General features: G+C 59.0%; 20 protein-coding genes. 12 read left to right on the top strand and 8 right to left on the bottom strand.

The annotated features are described in order from the left end of the window. Window positions 1-71: 71 nt before the first annotated feature. From ACX5K5_RS07445 to ffh, 4 genes are all read right to left on the bottom strand, one after another. Window positions 72-200 (bottom strand): hypothetical protein, encoded by a 129-nt coding sequence (locus ACX5K5_RS07445; protein ID WP_256382679.1) that lies wholly within the window; start codon window positions 198-200, stop codon window positions 72-74. A gap of 265 nt (window positions 201-465) precedes the next feature. After that, entirely contained in the window at window positions 466-648 is a 183-nt protein-coding gene (locus ACX5K5_RS07440; protein WP_459175354.1) for a hypothetical protein, read from the bottom strand. Window positions 649-895: 247 nt separating this feature from the next. Beyond that, the gene (locus tag ACX5K5_RS07435) at window positions 896-1,024 is read right to left on the bottom strand and encodes a hypothetical protein (protein WP_346059138.1); all 129 of its coding nucleotides are present in this window, start codon (window positions 1,022-1,024) and stop codon (window positions 896-898) included. A 189-nt stretch (window positions 1,025-1,213) separates the two neighbouring features. Continuing rightward, the gene (ffh, locus tag ACX5K5_RS07430; protein WP_459175353.1) at window positions 1,214-2,779 is read right to left on the bottom strand and encodes a signal recognition particle protein; all 1,566 of its coding nucleotides are present in this window, start codon (window positions 2,777-2,779) and stop codon (window positions 1,214-1,216) included. A 329-nt stretch (window positions 2,780-3,108) separates the two neighbouring features. Between ffh and ACX5K5_RS07425 the strand changes: the two genes are divergently transcribed. Beyond that, the gene (locus tag ACX5K5_RS07425) at window positions 3,109-3,801 is read left to right on the top strand and encodes an esterase/lipase family protein (RefSeq protein ID WP_459175432.1); all 693 of its coding nucleotides are present in this window, start codon (window positions 3,109-3,111) and stop codon (window positions 3,799-3,801) included. A 325-nt stretch (window positions 3,802-4,126) separates the two neighbouring features. Here the strand turns inward: ACX5K5_RS07425 and ACX5K5_RS07420 are convergent, their stop codons facing one another. Together ACX5K5_RS07420 and ACX5K5_RS07415 are read right to left on the bottom strand one after the other, a co-directional pair. Beyond that, window positions 4,127-4,675 (bottom strand): DUF6036 family nucleotidyltransferase, encoded by a 549-nt coding sequence (locus ACX5K5_RS07420; protein WP_459175352.1) that lies wholly within the window; start codon window positions 4,673-4,675, stop codon window positions 4,127-4,129. Further along, window positions 4,672-5,259 carry a helix-turn-helix domain-containing protein gene (locus ACX5K5_RS07415; protein ID WP_188685515.1) on the bottom strand — a complete coding sequence of 196 codons (588 nt, stop codon included), beginning with the start codon at window positions 5,257-5,259 and terminating at the stop codon, window positions 4,672-4,674. Before ACX5K5_RS07415 ends, ACX5K5_RS07420 begins: the two co-directional genes overlap by 4 nt. A 150-nt stretch (window positions 5,260-5,409) precedes the next feature. Here ACX5K5_RS07415 and ACX5K5_RS07410 point away from each other — a divergent pair, with 150 nt between their 5' ends. The 11 genes from ACX5K5_RS07410 to ACX5K5_RS07360 all read left to right on the top strand — a co-directional run bounded on the left by ACX5K5_RS07410 (window position 5,410) and on the right by ACX5K5_RS07360 (window position 13,680). Continuing rightward, window positions 5,410-5,538: a hypothetical protein gene (locus tag ACX5K5_RS07410; protein ID WP_459175351.1), complete on the top strand. Its 129-nt coding sequence runs from the start codon at window positions 5,410-5,412 to the stop codon at window positions 5,536-5,538. A gap of 411 nt (window positions 5,539-5,949) precedes the next feature. Next, window positions 5,950-6,873 carry an SDR family oxidoreductase gene (locus ACX5K5_RS07405; RefSeq protein WP_096254996.1) on the top strand — a complete coding sequence of 308 codons (924 nt, stop codon included), beginning with the start codon at window positions 5,950-5,952 and terminating at the stop codon, window positions 6,871-6,873. Window positions 6,874-6,936: 63 nt separating this feature from the next. Then, the gene (locus tag ACX5K5_RS07400; protein ID WP_459175350.1) at window positions 6,937-7,128 is read left to right on the top strand and encodes a DUF6480 family protein; all 192 of its coding nucleotides are present in this window, start codon (window positions 6,937-6,939) and stop codon (window positions 7,126-7,128) included. A 20-nt stretch (window positions 7,129-7,148) separates the two neighbouring features. Continuing rightward, window positions 7,149-7,811, top strand: coding sequence for a cyclodeaminase/cyclohydrolase family protein (locus ACX5K5_RS07395; protein WP_188685513.1), 663 nt, complete (start codon window positions 7,149-7,151; stop codon window positions 7,809-7,811). 53 nt (window positions 7,812-7,864) lie between these two features. Next, window positions 7,865-8,479, top strand: coding sequence for a flavodoxin family protein (locus ACX5K5_RS07390; RefSeq protein ID WP_459175349.1), 615 nt, complete (start codon window positions 7,865-7,867; stop codon window positions 8,477-8,479). A gap of 79 nt (window positions 8,480-8,558) precedes the next feature. Beyond that, window positions 8,559-9,089, top strand: coding sequence for a hypothetical protein (locus tag ACX5K5_RS07385; protein ID WP_096254992.1), 531 nt, complete (start codon window positions 8,559-8,561; stop codon window positions 9,087-9,089). Next, window positions 9,086-10,510 (top strand): phytoene desaturase family protein, encoded by a 1,425-nt coding sequence (locus ACX5K5_RS07380; protein WP_459175348.1) that lies wholly within the window; start codon window positions 9,086-9,088, stop codon window positions 10,508-10,510. The genes ACX5K5_RS07385 and ACX5K5_RS07380 overlap by 4 nt, the downstream gene beginning before the upstream one ends. 96 nt (window positions 10,511-10,606) lie before the next feature. Further along, window positions 10,607-11,629 (top strand): iron-containing redox enzyme family protein, encoded by a 1,023-nt coding sequence (locus ACX5K5_RS07375; RefSeq protein ID WP_346059146.1) that lies wholly within the window; start codon window positions 10,607-10,609, stop codon window positions 11,627-11,629. Beyond that, a complete protein-coding gene (locus ACX5K5_RS07370; protein ID WP_346059147.1) occupies window positions 11,626-11,832 on the top strand; it encodes a CDGSH iron-sulfur domain-containing protein in 207 nt (68 codons plus the stop codon). Before ACX5K5_RS07375 ends, ACX5K5_RS07370 begins: the two co-directional genes overlap by 4 nt. A gap of 60 nt (window positions 11,833-11,892) precedes the next feature. Next, complete coding sequence (locus ACX5K5_RS07365) at window positions 11,893-12,984, top strand: carboxylate-amine ligase (protein ID WP_459175347.1); 1,092 nt, start codon at window positions 11,893-11,895, stop codon at window positions 12,982-12,984. Between the two features lie 354 nt (window positions 12,985-13,338). Then, a complete protein-coding gene (locus ACX5K5_RS07360; protein WP_229677093.1) occupies window positions 13,339-13,680 on the top strand; it encodes a hypothetical protein in 342 nt (113 codons plus the stop codon). 47 nt (window positions 13,681-13,727) lie between these two features. Here the strand turns inward: ACX5K5_RS07360 and ACX5K5_RS07355 are convergent, their stop codons facing one another. Next, a complete protein-coding gene (locus ACX5K5_RS07355; protein WP_096254986.1) occupies window positions 13,728-13,940 on the bottom strand; it encodes a hypothetical protein in 213 nt (70 codons plus the stop codon). Window positions 13,941-14,099: 159 nt separating this feature from the next. Beyond that, window positions 14,100-15,194 (bottom strand): hypothetical protein, encoded by a 1,095-nt coding sequence (locus ACX5K5_RS07350; protein ID WP_459175346.1) that lies wholly within the window; start codon window positions 15,192-15,194, stop codon window positions 14,100-14,102. Window positions 15,195-15,403 lie beyond the last annotated feature (209 nt).

The following is a 15,403-nucleotide window of genomic DNA, read 5'->3' as shown; positions in this document are numbered from 1 at the left end:
GTCTAACGCTGCGGACAGGGGCTCGATCGAAGTCAACGACCTGAAACGGTGTTGACTCATGTATTTAGTTTTTACTTAGCTGACTTACGAACCGGATCAGTCACGGTCTCTGCATGCTTGAGCTTCTTCTCTGCACGCTTTTCCTTGATGGACTTGCCAGGTTTCTTCGCGTCGCTTTTGCGTGGTGACTTGTTCGACATAATGTGCCGTCCTTGCCGGAAATGCATTGCACTTCCAAAAAGTGGGGAGGGTACCCCTTAGCCCTAGCCTAGGATAATCGGAGATTTTTCTCTAGCTTTCGTCCGCCAGCGCAATGGATGTTGTAGGTGTCCGGGAAAATTATGGGGAAAACCCTCATCATTCCCGCGGGATAACGACCGCTACGGCACAAGGGCTCGGCCAATGAAACCAACATGATTCCGAATTCCTTCACCGTCGCGTCAAATGGTGCAGGTTGTGCGCGAGCTAGGTCAATCGCGCGCCCTGGACCGGTGCTTCCTCGGCGTCCATCAAGAACAGGAACGGCTCCCGGGCATCATTGACCGTCGCCCTTTCGGCGAGGAGCGCGTGGACCTCTGTGGCCGCTTCGGGTTTCGCATCTGAGAAGTTGAATTCAAGGTTGATGAAGCTGTCCACATTTTCGCCCACGATCTGGGGCCCGCTTTATGCTTTGATCAGTCGATTTCCCACCAGTTTCGGCAGGCGCTTACGCGAAATTCGAACGGTCTTGGGCATGGCGTTCGGGTGATCCGGGTACTGAGCCGTCGGTGAGTTCGCGTGGATTTCGCAGAGAACAGCAAAGCCTCCGGCTGACGGTGTACACCGTCAGGCAGAGGCTGGGCTGGGTGCTTTGGTTAAGCTGCGAATTCGCTGCTCAATGATTGGGCACTAATTCTTATTTGGCGCTTTTACGCACTGGATCGCTGATCGTATCGGCGCTCTTCAGGCGCTTCTCGGCGCGTTTTTCCTTGATGGATTTTGCGGGCTTCTTCGCTTCGCCCTTGCGTGGTGACTTGTCCGACATGATGTGCCGCCTAGCTGGAAATGCCGTGCACTTCCAAAATATGGGGAAAGTACCCCTTGGCCCCATCCTACGGCGCTTAGACCGGAGGCTGAACCACTGGTCGCAAATAGATGGCGTGGCGCAACGAAAACTGCGCCCCGCAAACCGGAAAGGTCCGCGAGGCGCAGCTTGGAAGTACTTGAAGAACTTTTACTTGCCCAGGTACTTCTCAAAACCTGCTGGCAGGTTCAAGCTCGAAGGATCAAAGTCCTCCTGCGCGCCCTGGCCGAAAGCTGCTCCAGCAGGTGCCGAAGCCTTCTTGTTCTTCGCCTCAAGCTCGGCCTGTGCGGCCTTGGCTGGGTTGCCGAACTTCTGCTGCGGTTTTTTGCCCTTGCCCTTGGCTTTAGCCTTACGCGCGGCACCCTTGCCGGAGCCCGGCATACCTGGCATGCCGCCGCCGGCGGCCATCTTCTTCATCATCTTCTGCGCTTCGGTGAAGCGTTCGAGCATCTGGTTGACCTCGGAGACCGCAACGCCGGAACCCTTGGCGATACGCGCACGGCGCGAACCGTTGATGATCTTCGGAGCCACACGCTCATGCTGGGTCATCGAGCGGACGATGGCCTCAACCCGGTCAATCTGGCGCTCGTCGAACTGTTCGAGCTGCTGACGGGAGATCTGCGAGCCGGGCATCATGCCCAGCAGCTTCTTCATCGAGCCCATTTTCTTGATCTGGGCCATCTGGGCGAGGAAGTCGTCCAGGGTGAAGTCTTCCTGGTCGGCGAACTTCTTCGCCATCCGCTCGGCTTCGCCCTTGTCCCAGTTCTTCTCAGCCTGTTCGATGAGCGTCATCACGTCGCCCATGTCCAGGATGCGTGAAGCCATGCGGTCCGGGTGGAAGATCTCGAAGTCGTCCAGGTTCTCACCGGTGGAGGCGAACATGACCGGCTTGCCGGTTATCGAGGCTACCGACAGGGCGGCGCCGCCGCGGGCATCGCCATCGAGCTTGGACAGTACGACACCGGTGAAGTTGACGCCCTCTTGGAAGGCCAGTGCGGTATTAACCGCATCCTGGCCGATCATTGCATCAATGACAAAGAGGACTTCATCCGGGTTGATGGCGGCGCGGATGTTCGCGGCCTGATTCATCATCTCGGTGTCCACGCCGAGTCGGCCGGCGGTATCCACGATGACAATGTCGTGGAGCTTGGCCTTGGCTTCGGCAATGCCGTCACGGGCTACGGAGACCGGGTCGCCGGTAGCGGTATCAAATTCCGAGGAGACGCCCGGGTGCGGTGCGTAGACGGGAACGCCAGCGCGCTCACCGTTGATCTGCAGTTGCTTGACCGCGTTGGGGCGCTGCAGGTCACAGGCCACCAGCAAAGGGGTGTGACCCTCGGCCTTCAGGTGCTTTGCGAGCTTACCGGCAAGAGTGGTCTTACCAGCACCCTGCAGGCCGGCGAGCATGATTACCGTCGGAGGGTTCTTTGCCAGGTTTAGTCGGCGGGTTTCCCCACCGAGGATGCCAACGAGTTCCTCGTTGACGATCTTGACTACCTGCTGGCCCGGGTTCAGCGACTCGGATACTTCAAGGCCCAGTGCGCGTTCTTTCACCTGGGCTACGAAGGCGCGAACCACCGGTACTGCGACGTCGGCATCCAGCAGGGCGCGACGAATTTCGCGGGCTGTACCGTCAATGTCTGCCTCGGTGAGGCGACCCTTGCCACGCAGGTTCTTGAAGGTAGCTGTCAGGCGATCGGAAAGTGAATTAAACACGTGCCGGGCACTTCTTTCGATAGGTCGTATGGTGCGTATCAAAAAACCGCACAGGACTCGACTTATAAGAATATCAACAATCGGGCCAGCGACTAACCGCTCCCACACCAACACCTGGATTTTCTTCGAAGATCACTGTGCTTTGGTTCTCGTTTCCAAAGCAAACTGGGAATACCGGCATGCCTCTCAGCCCCCGGCGTTGTGCGTGCCACAATAAAATTGCCAGATGTGCTCGCAAGGCTTGTTTGGTCTGAGACTCAATCGGCATCGGTTGCCAGCTCACAGTGATTCCGCCCCGACAACCACGGTAGGAGTAGAAGGTGAAAAGCATGCTGCAGCGCTGCGAGCAGGCTTTCGCGTGGCTGCTTGACTACTTATATGCCGGCGCTTGGCAGTTGCGTGCGCTGCTGCCTTCGAAGCTTGCAAAGCAGTTGCCCACGAGTAGCGATGCGCAGGTTGAGCAGATTGTTCTTGTTCCGGGTATCTGGGAAAGCTGGCAGTTCATGCTTCCGCTGGCCCGGGATTTGCATCAGGCAGGACATCGAGTGCATGTGGTTCCGGCCCTGGGCTACAACCGAGGTACGGTACCGGCGATGTCCGAAGTCGTCGCTCAGTATCTGGCGAAGGCGGACCTGCAGGAGGTGGTGCTCGTGGCGCACAGCAAAGGCGGTCTCATTGGCAAACACTTGATGGCGGCCTCCACCCAGGGGTACCGGGTCAACCGGATGATCGCGATTAGCACCCCATTTTCTGGATCAAGTTATGCCCGGTACGCGCCGATTCGCAGCTTGCGGGCACTATCCCCCAATGACACCGGGGTACTGAAACTGGCGGCTAACTTGAGCGTGAATGCGCGGATCATTTCCATCTTCAGCCGCTTCGATCCGCATATTCCCGGCGGTAGCGAGCTCGCAGGCGCCACTAATATCAAACTCGAAACCATGGGCCACTTCCGTTTGCTCAATGATCAGCGGCTCAAGCAGGCAGTGTGCGAGCATCTCAGTTCGACGGGCCCCGCGTAGAGCTACCTCAATCTTTTATGTCGCAGCTCCGGGTTGTTTGGGAATAGCTGACTCCTAATGAAGAAGAATGTCGCAGTGGACTACGATCTTGCTGTTGCGTAGGTGCTGGCAGATCGCGAAGCGCGCCACGGCGTGGAATTCCTGAATCCCGAAGTGTTTCTCGCAGAGTTCCCCGTGGCTTGAGCGCACAGGCCTAGATCAAATAGAACTGGCTTATTGCTATAGCCCCTTCACCACCAATGAATATAAGGAAGGCCTCGTGAAGTCAAATACCAAGCACAAGGACGGGGCCGGTTCTTGGAGGCTGCGTCCTGACAGATCCTGTCTAGAGTCGTTTTTGTCGCGCCCGCCCTATAGCTTCTGAAGCCACGATCTGGGCGTCTTCACGGCTGAGCGGTGAATAGGCAATATCGTCGTCACCATACAGATCATCGGCGATCTTTGCAGCCTCAACAGGATCCTCAATGCCCATCTTGGCAACTAAGAAGCTGAGGTCCTCTATGTCGCGCTCTCGCGCCGAATTGAGCTTCATCGCCAGCAGGGTTTCCGGAGAGGCAATATATGCATTGTGTCCTTCACCGAGGCTGACCTTAACCCAGCTGGCTCCGAGCGGGATGAATGCTTGGGCGGAAGAGTTCAACCAGTCTCGGTCCAAGTCTCGCTCACCAGCGATCTGGTGGACAACCCGTTCCACATCAGCAGCCGATGAATAGGATGCATCGATATCCTGCGTTACGCGCCGATCCCTACCAGACAGAGCCATGGCGGCTCCCCCGACAAGTCGAAAGGTTGCATTGTGTCCAGCGCTCTCGAGCCTGGAACTGAGCTCCCTCAAGAGGCTTTTAATCTCGTCTAATGTCAGCTCCCGGCTCATGTGATTTCCAAGGAATTGTCTTTAATGTAAATGTTGAAATCAGCAAACATCTTGGGCGTACGTTTTATGGTCAGGCGACGGAACGCCTCCCCCATGTTCCGGGTGTCACTGCCAGGGAACCAGGCAGCGGATAGCTTTTTGCCCCAGCGCGGCATATGTGGTGAGCTTCCTTCTATCACGAGCCGTGCACCTGCAGCGAGCAGAGCGTCGAATTGCTCGCTGCCAGTGGGCCGAGGTTTCTTCAGACGCTCTGGCTTCATCGTTTTCAGGTATTTGAGTGCGTCCATAGCCAGTCTCAAGGCGAATTCTCGATCACCGGCGGACAGCTCCTCGGCAATGTCGCGGGCAGCTTTGTCTAAAACCATCTGCGGGGTTGGATCGGGAGCTCCCCAGATTATTCCCAACGATTTCGCGACCTTGAGCGCCGAACCAAGCTCAATCGAACCCTTACCCGATTCGAGCTCTCCGATGAACTTCCGCGACAGTCCGTTAGATTCGGCCAGAGCTTGCTGAGTTAGTCCGAGCGCGATACGCGCGCCGCGAATAGCCTGGCCAAGAGCTTGCGCTGAATCAATGATCTTCATATAAACATTATGACACCGATCGGATACAAAATGTAAGATGAGAAGCAGCGCCAGTCAACCCAAAATCAGATCGTGTTGATATGTGCCTTGATGTGCGCAGAGCAAGCATTTGTATGACTGGTGAACTGCGACTATGCCAATACTAGGCAATTGCGCGCTCTGCTCCCGTGGAAGTTGGCTAAGCAATTGCGCGCGACTACCGATGCGCATGCCGGGCATGTTGTTCTGCGTTACGGCATCCGGGAAAGCTGGTGGTTCATGATTCTCATCGCAGGCTAGGTGAAGCAGTCAGGACATCGGATGCTTCGGGTCTCAGCCTTGCCCAACAACCGGGGCGACCTAGCACCCGGTCCAATAACGTCTCGAAAGATATGGCAGATGGCGGTCTGCACGAGGTGGCATTGGAGCGTAAGCAATGTCAGGCTGCCCACCATGGGCCACTTCCGTTTGCTCAACGATCAGCAGCTGAAAAAGGTAGTGCGAGAACATTTGGATTCGCCAGGTTAGCCATCCCCCTGAAAACCTGGGGTTTATGCCCTCTTAATCATGCAAGTGCGCCGTACCGCGGACACGGATCAAACCCGTTTCCCGAACGTTCTCCGTGAGTCTTGCCAATGCCTTGAGACCTGCTCTCATGTGTCCTAGCGTGAGAGATTCGAGCAGTTCCGCGCACGAGTAGGAGGATCTCTGATGACTACGCCCGAATCCGCTTCCCAAGGTAACGAGGCACAGCTTTCGCTGGATAACCCGGTAACCCGCCACCCGAAGATTTCACCGCCCAAGCAGGATCAGCCTGAACCCGGGCTAGACGCAAAACTTGAACCGACCGCAGACCATGGTGAAACCTCCTACGTCGGCACCGGCCGGCTCAAGGGCCGCAAGGCTTTGATCACCGGTGGTGATTCGGGTATCGGCGCCGCAGTGGCCATCGCCTTTGCCCGTGAGGGAGCCGACGTTGCCATCGCCTACCTTCCAGCCGAGGCGGAAGATGCCGCGAAGATCATTTCCTTGATCGAAGCCGAAGGACGTGTGGGCATTGGATTGCCCGGCGATCTGCTCGATGAAGATTACCGCAATTCACTGGCCGATATGGTTGCCGAAAAACTTGGTGGACTGGATATTTTGGTCAACAACGCAGGCAAGCAAATTGCGATTGAAAAGCTGGAAGATCTCAGCGATAAGCAGGTTATGGAAACGTTCCAGATCAATATCCTGGCGATGTACACCATCACGCGCGCGGCGCTCAAGCATTTACCCGACGGCGCAAGCATCATCAACACGACCTCCGTGCAGGCCTACGATCCTTCGCCGACATTGCTGGACTATGCCTCGACCAAGGCTGCAATTAACGCATTCACCAAAGGACTCGCAGTCCAGTTGGCTCCGCGCGGCATCCGGGTCAATGGCGTAGCACCCGGACCGATCTGGACACCCCTGCAGGTTTCAGATGGCCAGCCGAAAGACAAACTGCCCAAGTTCGGCCACAACGTCCCTCTGGGACGTGCCGGACAGCCGGTCGAGTTGGCTCCCGCCTACGTATTCCTGGCCTCGGCCGAATCGAGCTACGTGGTCGGCGAAACCCTGAACGTCAACGGCGGCAAATCCACCCCGTAGGAGCTGCTGCGTCCCAAGCACCAGCCACAATGTCCAGATCCATTAGCTGCAAGGATGAATTCAATGACCACCCGTGACCTTCACAAGTCCCCGAATCCTGAATCCAACACCGAAGACGAAGACGCTGCGGCAAGCTCCAACCCTGATCCGGTGGAGCAGAAGATCACCGGGTTGGAACCCGGTGGAGGCGTTCCGCCCGGAGAAACTCCGCCCGGTGAAGGTTCGATGAGCCAGGACCAAGGACATGGCGAATAATCCGCCGGTGATCCCGAGCCATGGATAATACCGAAACCGCCTCGACAGCGAACTCCACCATTGCCAGCTGGATCAATGCGCTGGCGATATCCGACGGGGCTCCGGGTGGCGGGGCGGCCTCCGGAATCATGCTGGCCATCGCGGCCTCGCTGACCTCCATGGTGTGCGGATACACCACCGCGGACGATCAGAACCAGCAAGACGCGCTGTCTTCGATCGATTCCCGGGCGCAACAGCTCAAAAGCAAGGCCTTGGAACTCGGTGACCAGGATGCGGCAGCTACCAACACATTCGGGGCAGCGTTTGGCATGGAGCCCGGTCCCAGCAGGCAGCAGGCCGTTGAAGCCGCCTCGGTTCAGGCCGCTGAGGCTTCGGCCGCGCTAGGTGAATTGGCTATCACGGCCATCGCGGATCTGGCATGGCTTGCCGAACACGGCAATCCATCACTGATCGCCGACGTGGCCGTGGGGCTGGGGGCTCTGCGCGCCGCAGTCACCGGCGCGCGCACCAACGTCAGCTTCGACCTGTCCAAACTGGCAACCGACGGCACCAGCCTCGCCGAGGTGCACCGGGCGCATCCGCAACTGTGGCAAAAGGTTGAGCAGTTCACTGACGCCCGGGAAGAAATCGACCGGATCACCGCGGCAATCGATCATCGAGCTGCCCCGACCGATGGCCGATGAACGCAGCGGCTAACCTTCACTCAAGAATCCACCGACCTTAGGAATTGATTCTCATGAATTCGAACAGCCTTAACGCATTGATCCTCGTCTGCACCCTGTCACCTTCTCCTAAAAAATCCAGCAGCGACCTGCTGGCACAGCAGGTAGGACAGAAGCTCTCGGAACACGGCGTCCAACCCGAGATTCTGCGGGTTGTGGACTACAACGTCATGCCCGGCGTACTCAAAGACATGGGCGAGGGAGATGAATGGCCCGGAATCCGGGAAAAGATCTTGGCGGCGGACATTCTGGTGCTGGCCACCCCGATCTGGGTTGGCCACCCTTCGAGTGTCGCCCAAAAGGTGCTGGAACGCCTCGATGCAGAACTCTCCGAAACGGACAGCCAGGGACGCCCGATACTGTTCGACAAGGTCGCAATGGTGGCGGTGGTGGGCAATGAGGATGGGGCTCACCACGTGATTGCGGACTTGTCCCAAGGACTAAGCGACGTCGGCTTCAGCATCGCTGCGCAGGGCTCCACCTATTGGGTTGGCGAGGCGATGCACACCACCGATTTCCAGGATCTCGAGCAGACTCCCGAGGTCACCGCCAACGCCACCGATATTTCAACGCGCAATAGTGCGCACCTCGCCGCGTTGCTCAAATCCCAGCCGTTCCCCAGGTCCTAGCCACCGGCAGGACCTGGCTCAAAGCGTACGACCTGTCACCCAACTGCAAGCTGAACCCACTGAGCGAAGGAACACCGTGATGGCGCACCACCTAATCGACCAGGAAAAACTGCACAGGTACCTAAGCCAGCATCTGCTGGGCTCCGAATCCGGGCTCAATCATTTTGAAGCCGCGAAAGATACCTGGGCCGGAACCGCGCATGAGGAGCGCTTCAACTCCTTGTGGAAGCAAGTCGAAAAAGACCAGCAGGATCTTGAATCGCTCATGGACCGCTTAGGTTTCAGCCGCGGACCCCTGGCGCAAGTCGCCGCTCCGGTGGCGAAACTTGCCGGAATGGTCAACCCGTTCAACCCCTTCAGGCAGCGCAAGATCTCGGCAGCGCAGGTTCAGCTGGACGTGCTCACCGGGCTGCTTAATGCCAAATTGCGCATGTGGCAGACGCTGCAATTGATGGTTGGCGAAGAACCCCGGCTGGACCGGGCGCTGCTGGAAGACTTGGAGCAACGTGCAGTGTCCCAGATCAGCCAATTGGTTTTGCTCAGCGATGAAACCTGGGAGGACCGCTTCGCCCCCGAACCCACGGAGGGCAGCGCTGGAGGAGGCAAATGACGCGCAGGGCTAATGTCGTCGGCGCGGGACCCAACGGACTGATCGCCGCGGCGGTGCTTGCCGAACAAGGCTTTGAGGTGCAAGTCTTTGAGCGCAACGCCAAACCCGGCGGTGCTGCCGCCTCAGGCAATACCTTAGGTGATTGCATCGTGGTGGATCTGGGTGCCGCCGCCCACCCTTTCGCCTTCGGATCCCCTGCCTTCAGGCACTTCAACCTGACCGGGCAGGGTCTGGAATGGAAATTCCACGACTACCCGCTGGCCCACCCGCTTGATGGCGCCGATTCGGTGCTTCTGCATCAGGACCTGTCCGAGACCGTCAAGCAATTCCCAAAGGACTCGCGCGCGTGGCAGGCACTTCATGCACCGCTGATCGCCCGCCCGCACGACACCCTTGAAAATGCGACCAGTCCGCTGCTGGGCATTCCACCGCACCCGGTGCTCATGGCGCGCTTCGGATTGCGCTCGCTGCCACCAGCCAGGCTGCTTGGTGCCGCAGCATTTCGTACACGCGAGGCCAAGGCGCTGTTTGCCGGCTCCAGTGCGCACTCCATGCTGCCACTCGAGCATCCCTTTACCTCCGGCTTCGGAGCGCTTTTCGGCGCATTGGGCCAGTCGTGGGGCTGGCCGGTGGCCCGCGGCGGGACCGGCAGCATTATCGAAGCCCTGCTCAAGGTCCTCCAGGCACTGGACGTGCGCATCCGTACCGGCACGCACATCACCGATATTGCCCAGCTGCCACCGGCAGAGCTGACTCTCTTGGACGTCACCCCGCGCCAATTACTGGATATTGCCGGATCCCGATTGCCTGCGCACTACCGCAAGCAGCTCGAACGCTGGCGCTATGGCACGGCGGTGTACAAGGTTGACTACCTGCTCGATGGCCCGGTGCCGTGGAATGACCCGCGCACGGCCAATGCGGGGACGGTTCACGTGGTCGGTGAAGCTGGCGAACTAGCGGATGCTGAACGCGAAGTAGCGGCCGGACGCATGCCGCAGCGCCCCTTCGTGATGGTGGTTCAGCCCTCCTCTGCCGATGAAACCCGAGCCCCCGCCGGGCAGCAGGTGATCTGGTCTTACGCGCACGTGCCGCAAGGGTATACCGGCAAGGCGGGAGAACTGATCGACGCGCAGATTCAACGCTTCGCACCGAGATTCAAGGACCGGATCCTGCGCCGGGCAGAAACCAGTCCGGCACAGCTTGAAGCATGGAACCCGAATCTGGTGGGCGGGGATATCGGCGGTGGATCGCTGAGCGGCCTGCAGCAGTTCGTGCGTCCTACCGCGTCGCTATCGCCTTATCGCTTGGGTGTGCCAGGGCTGTATCTGTGTTCTTCCTCCACCCCGCCCGGAGGCGGGGTGCATGGCATGGCCGGCTGGCATGCGGCGCACCAGGCACTCAAAGACCTGAGGCGAAGCTGAGAGAATTCCGGGAGCCGGTGGGAGGAATCAAACGGTGATGGCACATTGTTCTAGGCTGTGTTCCAACAATCCCTGTAGCACGTGAGGAATGGACCCATGAAACTTCCAGCGCACCGCGGACCGGCTAGCGCCCTGCTGTTCGAAATCCTCGGACAGGACGATCTCTCACCTGATTTGCAGGGACTCAATGAGGCAGCCACGCTGGCATTGCCAGATACCGATATCCTCTATGACGAAGACCTGCAGCTGTGTCTTTTTGCCCTGTACGAATTGCACTATGCAGGCTTCGATGAGGTCAGCGACCGGTGGGAGTGGCATCCGGGATTACTCGCGTTCCGTGCCCGGCTGGAAGCCGCCTTTGAATCCCGGCTGCGCGAAGCCGTCGGCAGTATCCCGAAAGTTCCCGGCACGGCCGAGGACGTCGCGATGGAGCTCTTCGAGCTGGCAAATTCCTCGGAAGGACCCTCAGTCGCCGACTTCGTCTCGCGTCACGCCAGCATCGAGCAGGTGCAGCAGTTCCTCATCCAGAAGTCCATTTACCAGTTGAAAGAAGCGGACCCGCATACCTGGGCCATCCCCCGGCTCACTGGCCGGGGCAAGTCCGCTCTGGTGGAGATCCAATTCGACGAGTACGGCAGTGGGCGGCCGGGCAAAATGCATAGCGAACTCTTCGCCCAGACCATGGCGGGGCTCGGCCTTGACACCGGCTTCGGCGCATACATCAACGCCATTCCGGCGATCACCTTGGCTTCGGTTAACATGATGTCGCTCTTCGGTTTGCACCGCCGGCTGCGCGGCGCCATTGCAGGACACCTGGCCATTTACGAAATGACTTCATCGATTCCCAGTTCGCGCTATGCGCGGGGGCTGCGCCGTCTGGGGTTCGGCACCGAGGTGACCGAATATTTCGACGAGCATGTGGAGGCCGACGCGGTCCATGAACAGATCGCCGGCCGCGATCTGGCCGGCGGGCTGATTGAAGCCGATCCGCAGCTTGGCCCAGCCGTGTTCTTCGGAGCCCGCGCGGTGTGCTTCATGGACGAGCTGCTCGGCCGCTGGCAAATGGATGCTTGGGACCAAGGGCGCAGCTCGCTGCGCGCCGGGGAGCTGTCCAGATGAGCGCGTCCGAGCCGGAGGCAAGCATTGTGGTCTGCCCGCGCGGACCGTTGCTGGTGCGCGGAGATTTTGAGATTCTTGATGCCGCGGGCCAACCGGTCCCGCGCACCCGCGGCACCGTTGCCCTGTGCCGGTGCGGAGCCTCGGCGGTCAAGCCGTACTGCGATGGTTCGCACAAGCTCAATGGCTTCGAGAAGAACAGCTAAGTTGCGCGCTGCAGCGACGCCGGCACCTCAATTGCCCGTCCCCCGGAACGAAGGCGCATAGTGTCCAGAACTTTTGGCATCGAGGAGGAATTTTTCCTCTTTGACGCGCACACCTACAGCTTGGCCCCACTGAACCCGGAAGAATCCACACAGCTGCTCGAACTTAATGCGCAGGTGCATCCGGGCAATGTGCAGACCGAGTTCCTGGCGGCGCAAATCGAGATCGCGACGGCAGTCTTCCAGGATGCCGAGCTGGCTGTGGAGCAATTGCGTGCCACCAGGCAGCTGCTGCAGGCACGGTGCCAGCAGATCGGGGTCTTTCCCGCGGCGCTGGGTACGCCACCGGCCTTGCCTGCCCGGCCGGCACGGATCACGGACGCCCGGCGCTACGATTTGGTCCAGCAACTGGTTCCGGGACTGGCCGCCGAGCACTACCTCAGCGGAATGCATATCCATATCGGCATCCCGGATCTCCAATCCGGGGTGCGCGCGCTCAATGGGCTTCGGCCCTGGCTGCCGGCACTGATCGCGATGAGCAGCAATTCCCCGTTCTGGCGCGGGCAGGATACCGGCTTCGCCTCGTGGCGCACCATCCAGTATCGGCGCTGGTCCATCAATGGGATTCCGCCTCATTTTCCTGATGCCGCGAGTTATCGAAGCCATCAACAACTGCTGCTTGGCTCGGAATCGCTGCTGGACGCGGGGCATATCGGCTGGAGCGCACGGCTCTCGGAGAAGTTCCCCACGATTGAAATCCGGGCCAGCGATGTGCAGATGACCAGCGGTGAAGCTGTGGCGCTGGCGGTTCTAGTCCGCGCGGTGGTGGATACTGTGCTCGATCACCCGCCGGTGCCGCCGACAGCTTCTTCCGAGGCGCTCCAGCTTGCCCTCTGGCAGGCAGCCAGATCTGGGCTGCGGGGCAAGCTGCTTGAGGCTAGTACGGGTGAAAATGTCCCAGCCATGGATCACGTAGGAACGCTGCTGGGCTATGCCTCCGGCGCCCTGCGGGCCAATGGGGATGAAAGCCGGGTGCAGGCCGCGGTGGCCAAGTGGCAGGAAAACGGCACCGGGACCCAGCGCCAGCGTTCGGCGTGGTTATCAGGCGGCGACAAAGCGGTGCTGGATTTGGCTCGCGAGCACTTCGGCCAGTGAATACCCAGGATCATTCGAGCTCGAAACTATTCTGGGACTGAACGCACTGCTGACTAGTTGCGATACAACCTGAGAATTACCTGAGAATTCGGGAACTGAGTCAGAAATTTTGCGTCGCAAGTGATAATTTCTTGCCATGCTCCTGTTGATTCCCTTTGCAGGCACATGTCCTGCCTCGGTGAACCGGAGCGTGCGCAGCACTGCTCAAGTATTTTTGGAAGTATCGTCTAGAAGTGGAGGGTAGTTCACATGCCAGGCCGGCTAGTCAGGTCCCAGACCGCGCATCGTGTCGCACAGTTGCTGGGATCAAGAAAAGGAAGAGAACATCTCGCGGCATTCGGCTGGAAGCCGGGAATGCCTGTGATCATGACGCAGCCGTCAGAAAAGCTGGATGATGTCATGGGGCTGGTTTCAGTGCATCAGGGGCCTGTGCTCGTGGCTATGACTGAGCCGAGCACCGATGACTTGAGATTTCTGCATATTTCCGAGCCGTCGCCAGCCCTGATGGTGGTCGAACCGTGCCGACAAGATCACGCGATCAACAACCTGTTCGAGCAGGCAGAGCGTGCCGGAATGTCGATGTTCCGCGTGAAGTACTGGAAGTACAGCGCGGTGGCCCACACTATTCCGGTCTTTGACTACGAGGCGCATTCTTTCCCTCAGCCTGAACAGGCCAAAATTTCGGGAGAAAGCTAAGCGGCATCTGCCTCTGCTTAATAGGCATTAGCCGTCGTCTGCGGCGGCTAATGCCTATTGAGCCTGCCAGAAACTGACACCAGCTCCAGAACCAGCTGGACCTCCGCCACCCGGGAGTCCCAGTAAGCCTTGTCCAACCCGAATCCCCGCGTAGCGTCCGCCGCCTTGGTGCGGAAATCATCACGATAGTCTTCCAGTGCGTTCACCAAGTCGGCGAGCTGATCTTTGGTCAAGGAAAGATGAAGGATTTGATTAGGCATGCGATTGCCTCCTGCCTGTGTGGGCCCTGCTGGGTTATTCTTTCGTCCCGCTTTCAAGATACGAGGCTACGCCCCCGATTTTCTCGCTGCACGGACACTAAGGAGATTGCCAGATTCCTGTTGCTCGCCTCCAAGACGCTGGTATTTTCCCGTAAAGACTCAGGGCTCTTCAGCGTCGGAGGATCCAAACTCGATATTCCGCCGCTCGAATTCGCGGTGGCTGAAGGTAGCGCGCTGCACCGACTTGACCTCATCAAAGCTTGAACCGATAGCGCCGCCCAAGGTGCCTAGAGAAGCCGCCAGCCACGCGAGGTTCAGGTATTCGCTCATAGTTGCTTCATGATCCAGTTCAAAAGATAAGAATGCCTGATCAATGACCACGAGCGAACCGACCAGTAATGCGATGAACAATAGGGCGTACATGGCCGCGGCCGCCAACGCGACCGTGAACACCGTGGCGATATTGTAAAGCAGCAGTTTCTCCCGCCGCCGTGCCCCTTTGGGGCGCTCCCACAAGCGGTTGTGGAACAGCAGCCAGGTGGTGAGCACCAAGATGCTCACCACCGTGATCAGCACCAGTCGCCTGAAGCTGAGGTAATCGGCCATGGACCAGATGCTCGTATAGAACACACCGAATGCTCCGGTGGCTGCCGCGCCCGCCAACGCCGAGGAAAGCCGTGGCACTAAGCGCCACGGCCGGTTGCTGAGGATCATGCCAACAACGAGCAGCACCCGTCCGCGCAAGCCTTCAATGCTGTCATAGTGGTCCCCCGAGTCAGCGGAGTCCTCGATACGCACTTGAACACTTAAGACCCGGCCCAGCGAGGTAGGCCGGGTCGGCGGCTTTCCTCCGCCGACTAGCTCTTGCAAAGCCTGCACAAAAAATCTGACTACCGCACGCCGCCGCGGCACCCCCATGCTGGGCAGCACCAAGGTGGCGGCGCCGTGTGCCTCGTTAATAATAGAGCGCACGGGCTGACCTCGCTCATACTGCGGCACGTCGGTCAGGTAGATCACGAATTCCCATCCGTACTTCTCGCGCAACCTGGCCACGTGCTTATTGACAATCACCTGGCCAGATTCGTTCATGGGCAGCGACACCGGATCGACCTTGATCACCCATCGAGTCCCGTCTTCATATTTTTCGTTCAGCACCGTTTCCAGCCTGCTGGCCACCCGGTTCGCCAGCGATTGCGCGATGCCGGGATCTGCAAGCAGACCGACTGTGCGTGTATCAGTCTCGGTCTTGTCCATGGCGCACCTCCGAATTGGTTGAGCGCTAGGGCGCGCTGAGCAACACCCTAGAGATTCGGCCCGGCTCAAGCCAAAGACTTCCAGCAAGTTCGCAGATTCAAAGGCCAAAACCGGCCAAAAAACCCCGAAATTCCGGACTTTGAAATTCACAGGTAATGCCAACGCGTTCACTCTTGTGCCAGTGCGCGAGCTCTGGAAGTGTCGGTGAT

Source organism: Glutamicibacter bergerei, from assembly GCF_054495185.1.
Note: the sequence above shows the minus strand (reverse complement) of the source record. Positions and strands in the feature narration are given on the sequence as shown.

What these genes read in the sequence shown, in the direction of transcription:
- ACX5K5_RS07385 (WP_096254992.1), top strand. Translation starts at nt 8,559, where the DNA reads ATGGCGCACCACCTAATCGACCAGGAAAAACTGCACAGGTACCTAAGC.
- ACX5K5_RS07370 (WP_346059147.1), top strand. Translation starts at nt 11,626, where the DNA reads ATGAGCGCGTCCGAGCCGGAGGCAAGCATTGTGGTCTGCCCGCGCGGA.
- ACX5K5_RS07415 (WP_188685515.1), bottom strand. Translation starts at nt 5,259, where the DNA reads ATGAAGATCATTGATTCAGCGCAAGCTCTTGGCCAGGCTATTCGCGGC.
- ACX5K5_RS07425 (WP_459175432.1), top strand. Translation starts at nt 3,109, where the DNA reads ATGCTGCAGCGCTGCGAGCAGGCTTTCGCGTGGCTGCTTGACTACTTA.
- ACX5K5_RS07420 (WP_459175352.1), bottom strand. Translation starts at nt 4,675, where the DNA reads ATGAGCCGGGAGCTGACATTAGACGAGATTAAAAGCCTCTTGAGGGAG.
- ACX5K5_RS07360 (WP_229677093.1), top strand. Translation starts at nt 13,339, where the DNA reads ATGCCTGTGATCATGACGCAGCCGTCAGAAAAGCTGGATGATGTCATG.
- ACX5K5_RS07435 (WP_346059138.1), bottom strand. Translation starts at nt 1,024, where the DNA reads ATGTCGGACAAGTCACCACGCAAGGGCGAAGCGAAGAAGCCCGCAAAA.
- ACX5K5_RS07375 (WP_346059146.1), top strand. Translation starts at nt 10,607, where the DNA reads ATGAAACTTCCAGCGCACCGCGGACCGGCTAGCGCCCTGCTGTTCGAA.
- ACX5K5_RS07445 (WP_256382679.1), bottom strand. Translation starts at nt 200, where the DNA reads ATGTCGAACAAGTCACCACGCAAAAGCGACGCGAAGAAACCTGGCAAG.
- ACX5K5_RS07400 (WP_459175350.1), top strand. Translation starts at nt 6,937, where the DNA reads ATGACCACCCGTGACCTTCACAAGTCCCCGAATCCTGAATCCAACACC.
- ACX5K5_RS07405 (WP_096254996.1), top strand. Translation starts at nt 5,950, where the DNA reads ATGACTACGCCCGAATCCGCTTCCCAAGGTAACGAGGCACAGCTTTCG.
- ACX5K5_RS07390 (WP_459175349.1), top strand. Translation starts at nt 7,865, where the DNA reads ATGAATTCGAACAGCCTTAACGCATTGATCCTCGTCTGCACCCTGTCA.
- ACX5K5_RS07395 (WP_188685513.1), top strand. Translation starts at nt 7,149, where the DNA reads ATGGATAATACCGAAACCGCCTCGACAGCGAACTCCACCATTGCCAGC.
- ACX5K5_RS07355 (WP_096254986.1), bottom strand. Translation starts at nt 13,940, where the DNA reads ATGCCTAATCAAATCCTTCATCTTTCCTTGACCAAAGATCAGCTCGCC.
- ACX5K5_RS07380 (WP_459175348.1), top strand. Translation starts at nt 9,086, where the DNA reads ATGACGCGCAGGGCTAATGTCGTCGGCGCGGGACCCAACGGACTGATC.
- ACX5K5_RS07350 (WP_459175346.1), bottom strand. Translation starts at nt 15,194, where the DNA reads ATGGACAAGACCGAGACTGATACACGCACAGTCGGTCTGCTTGCAGAT.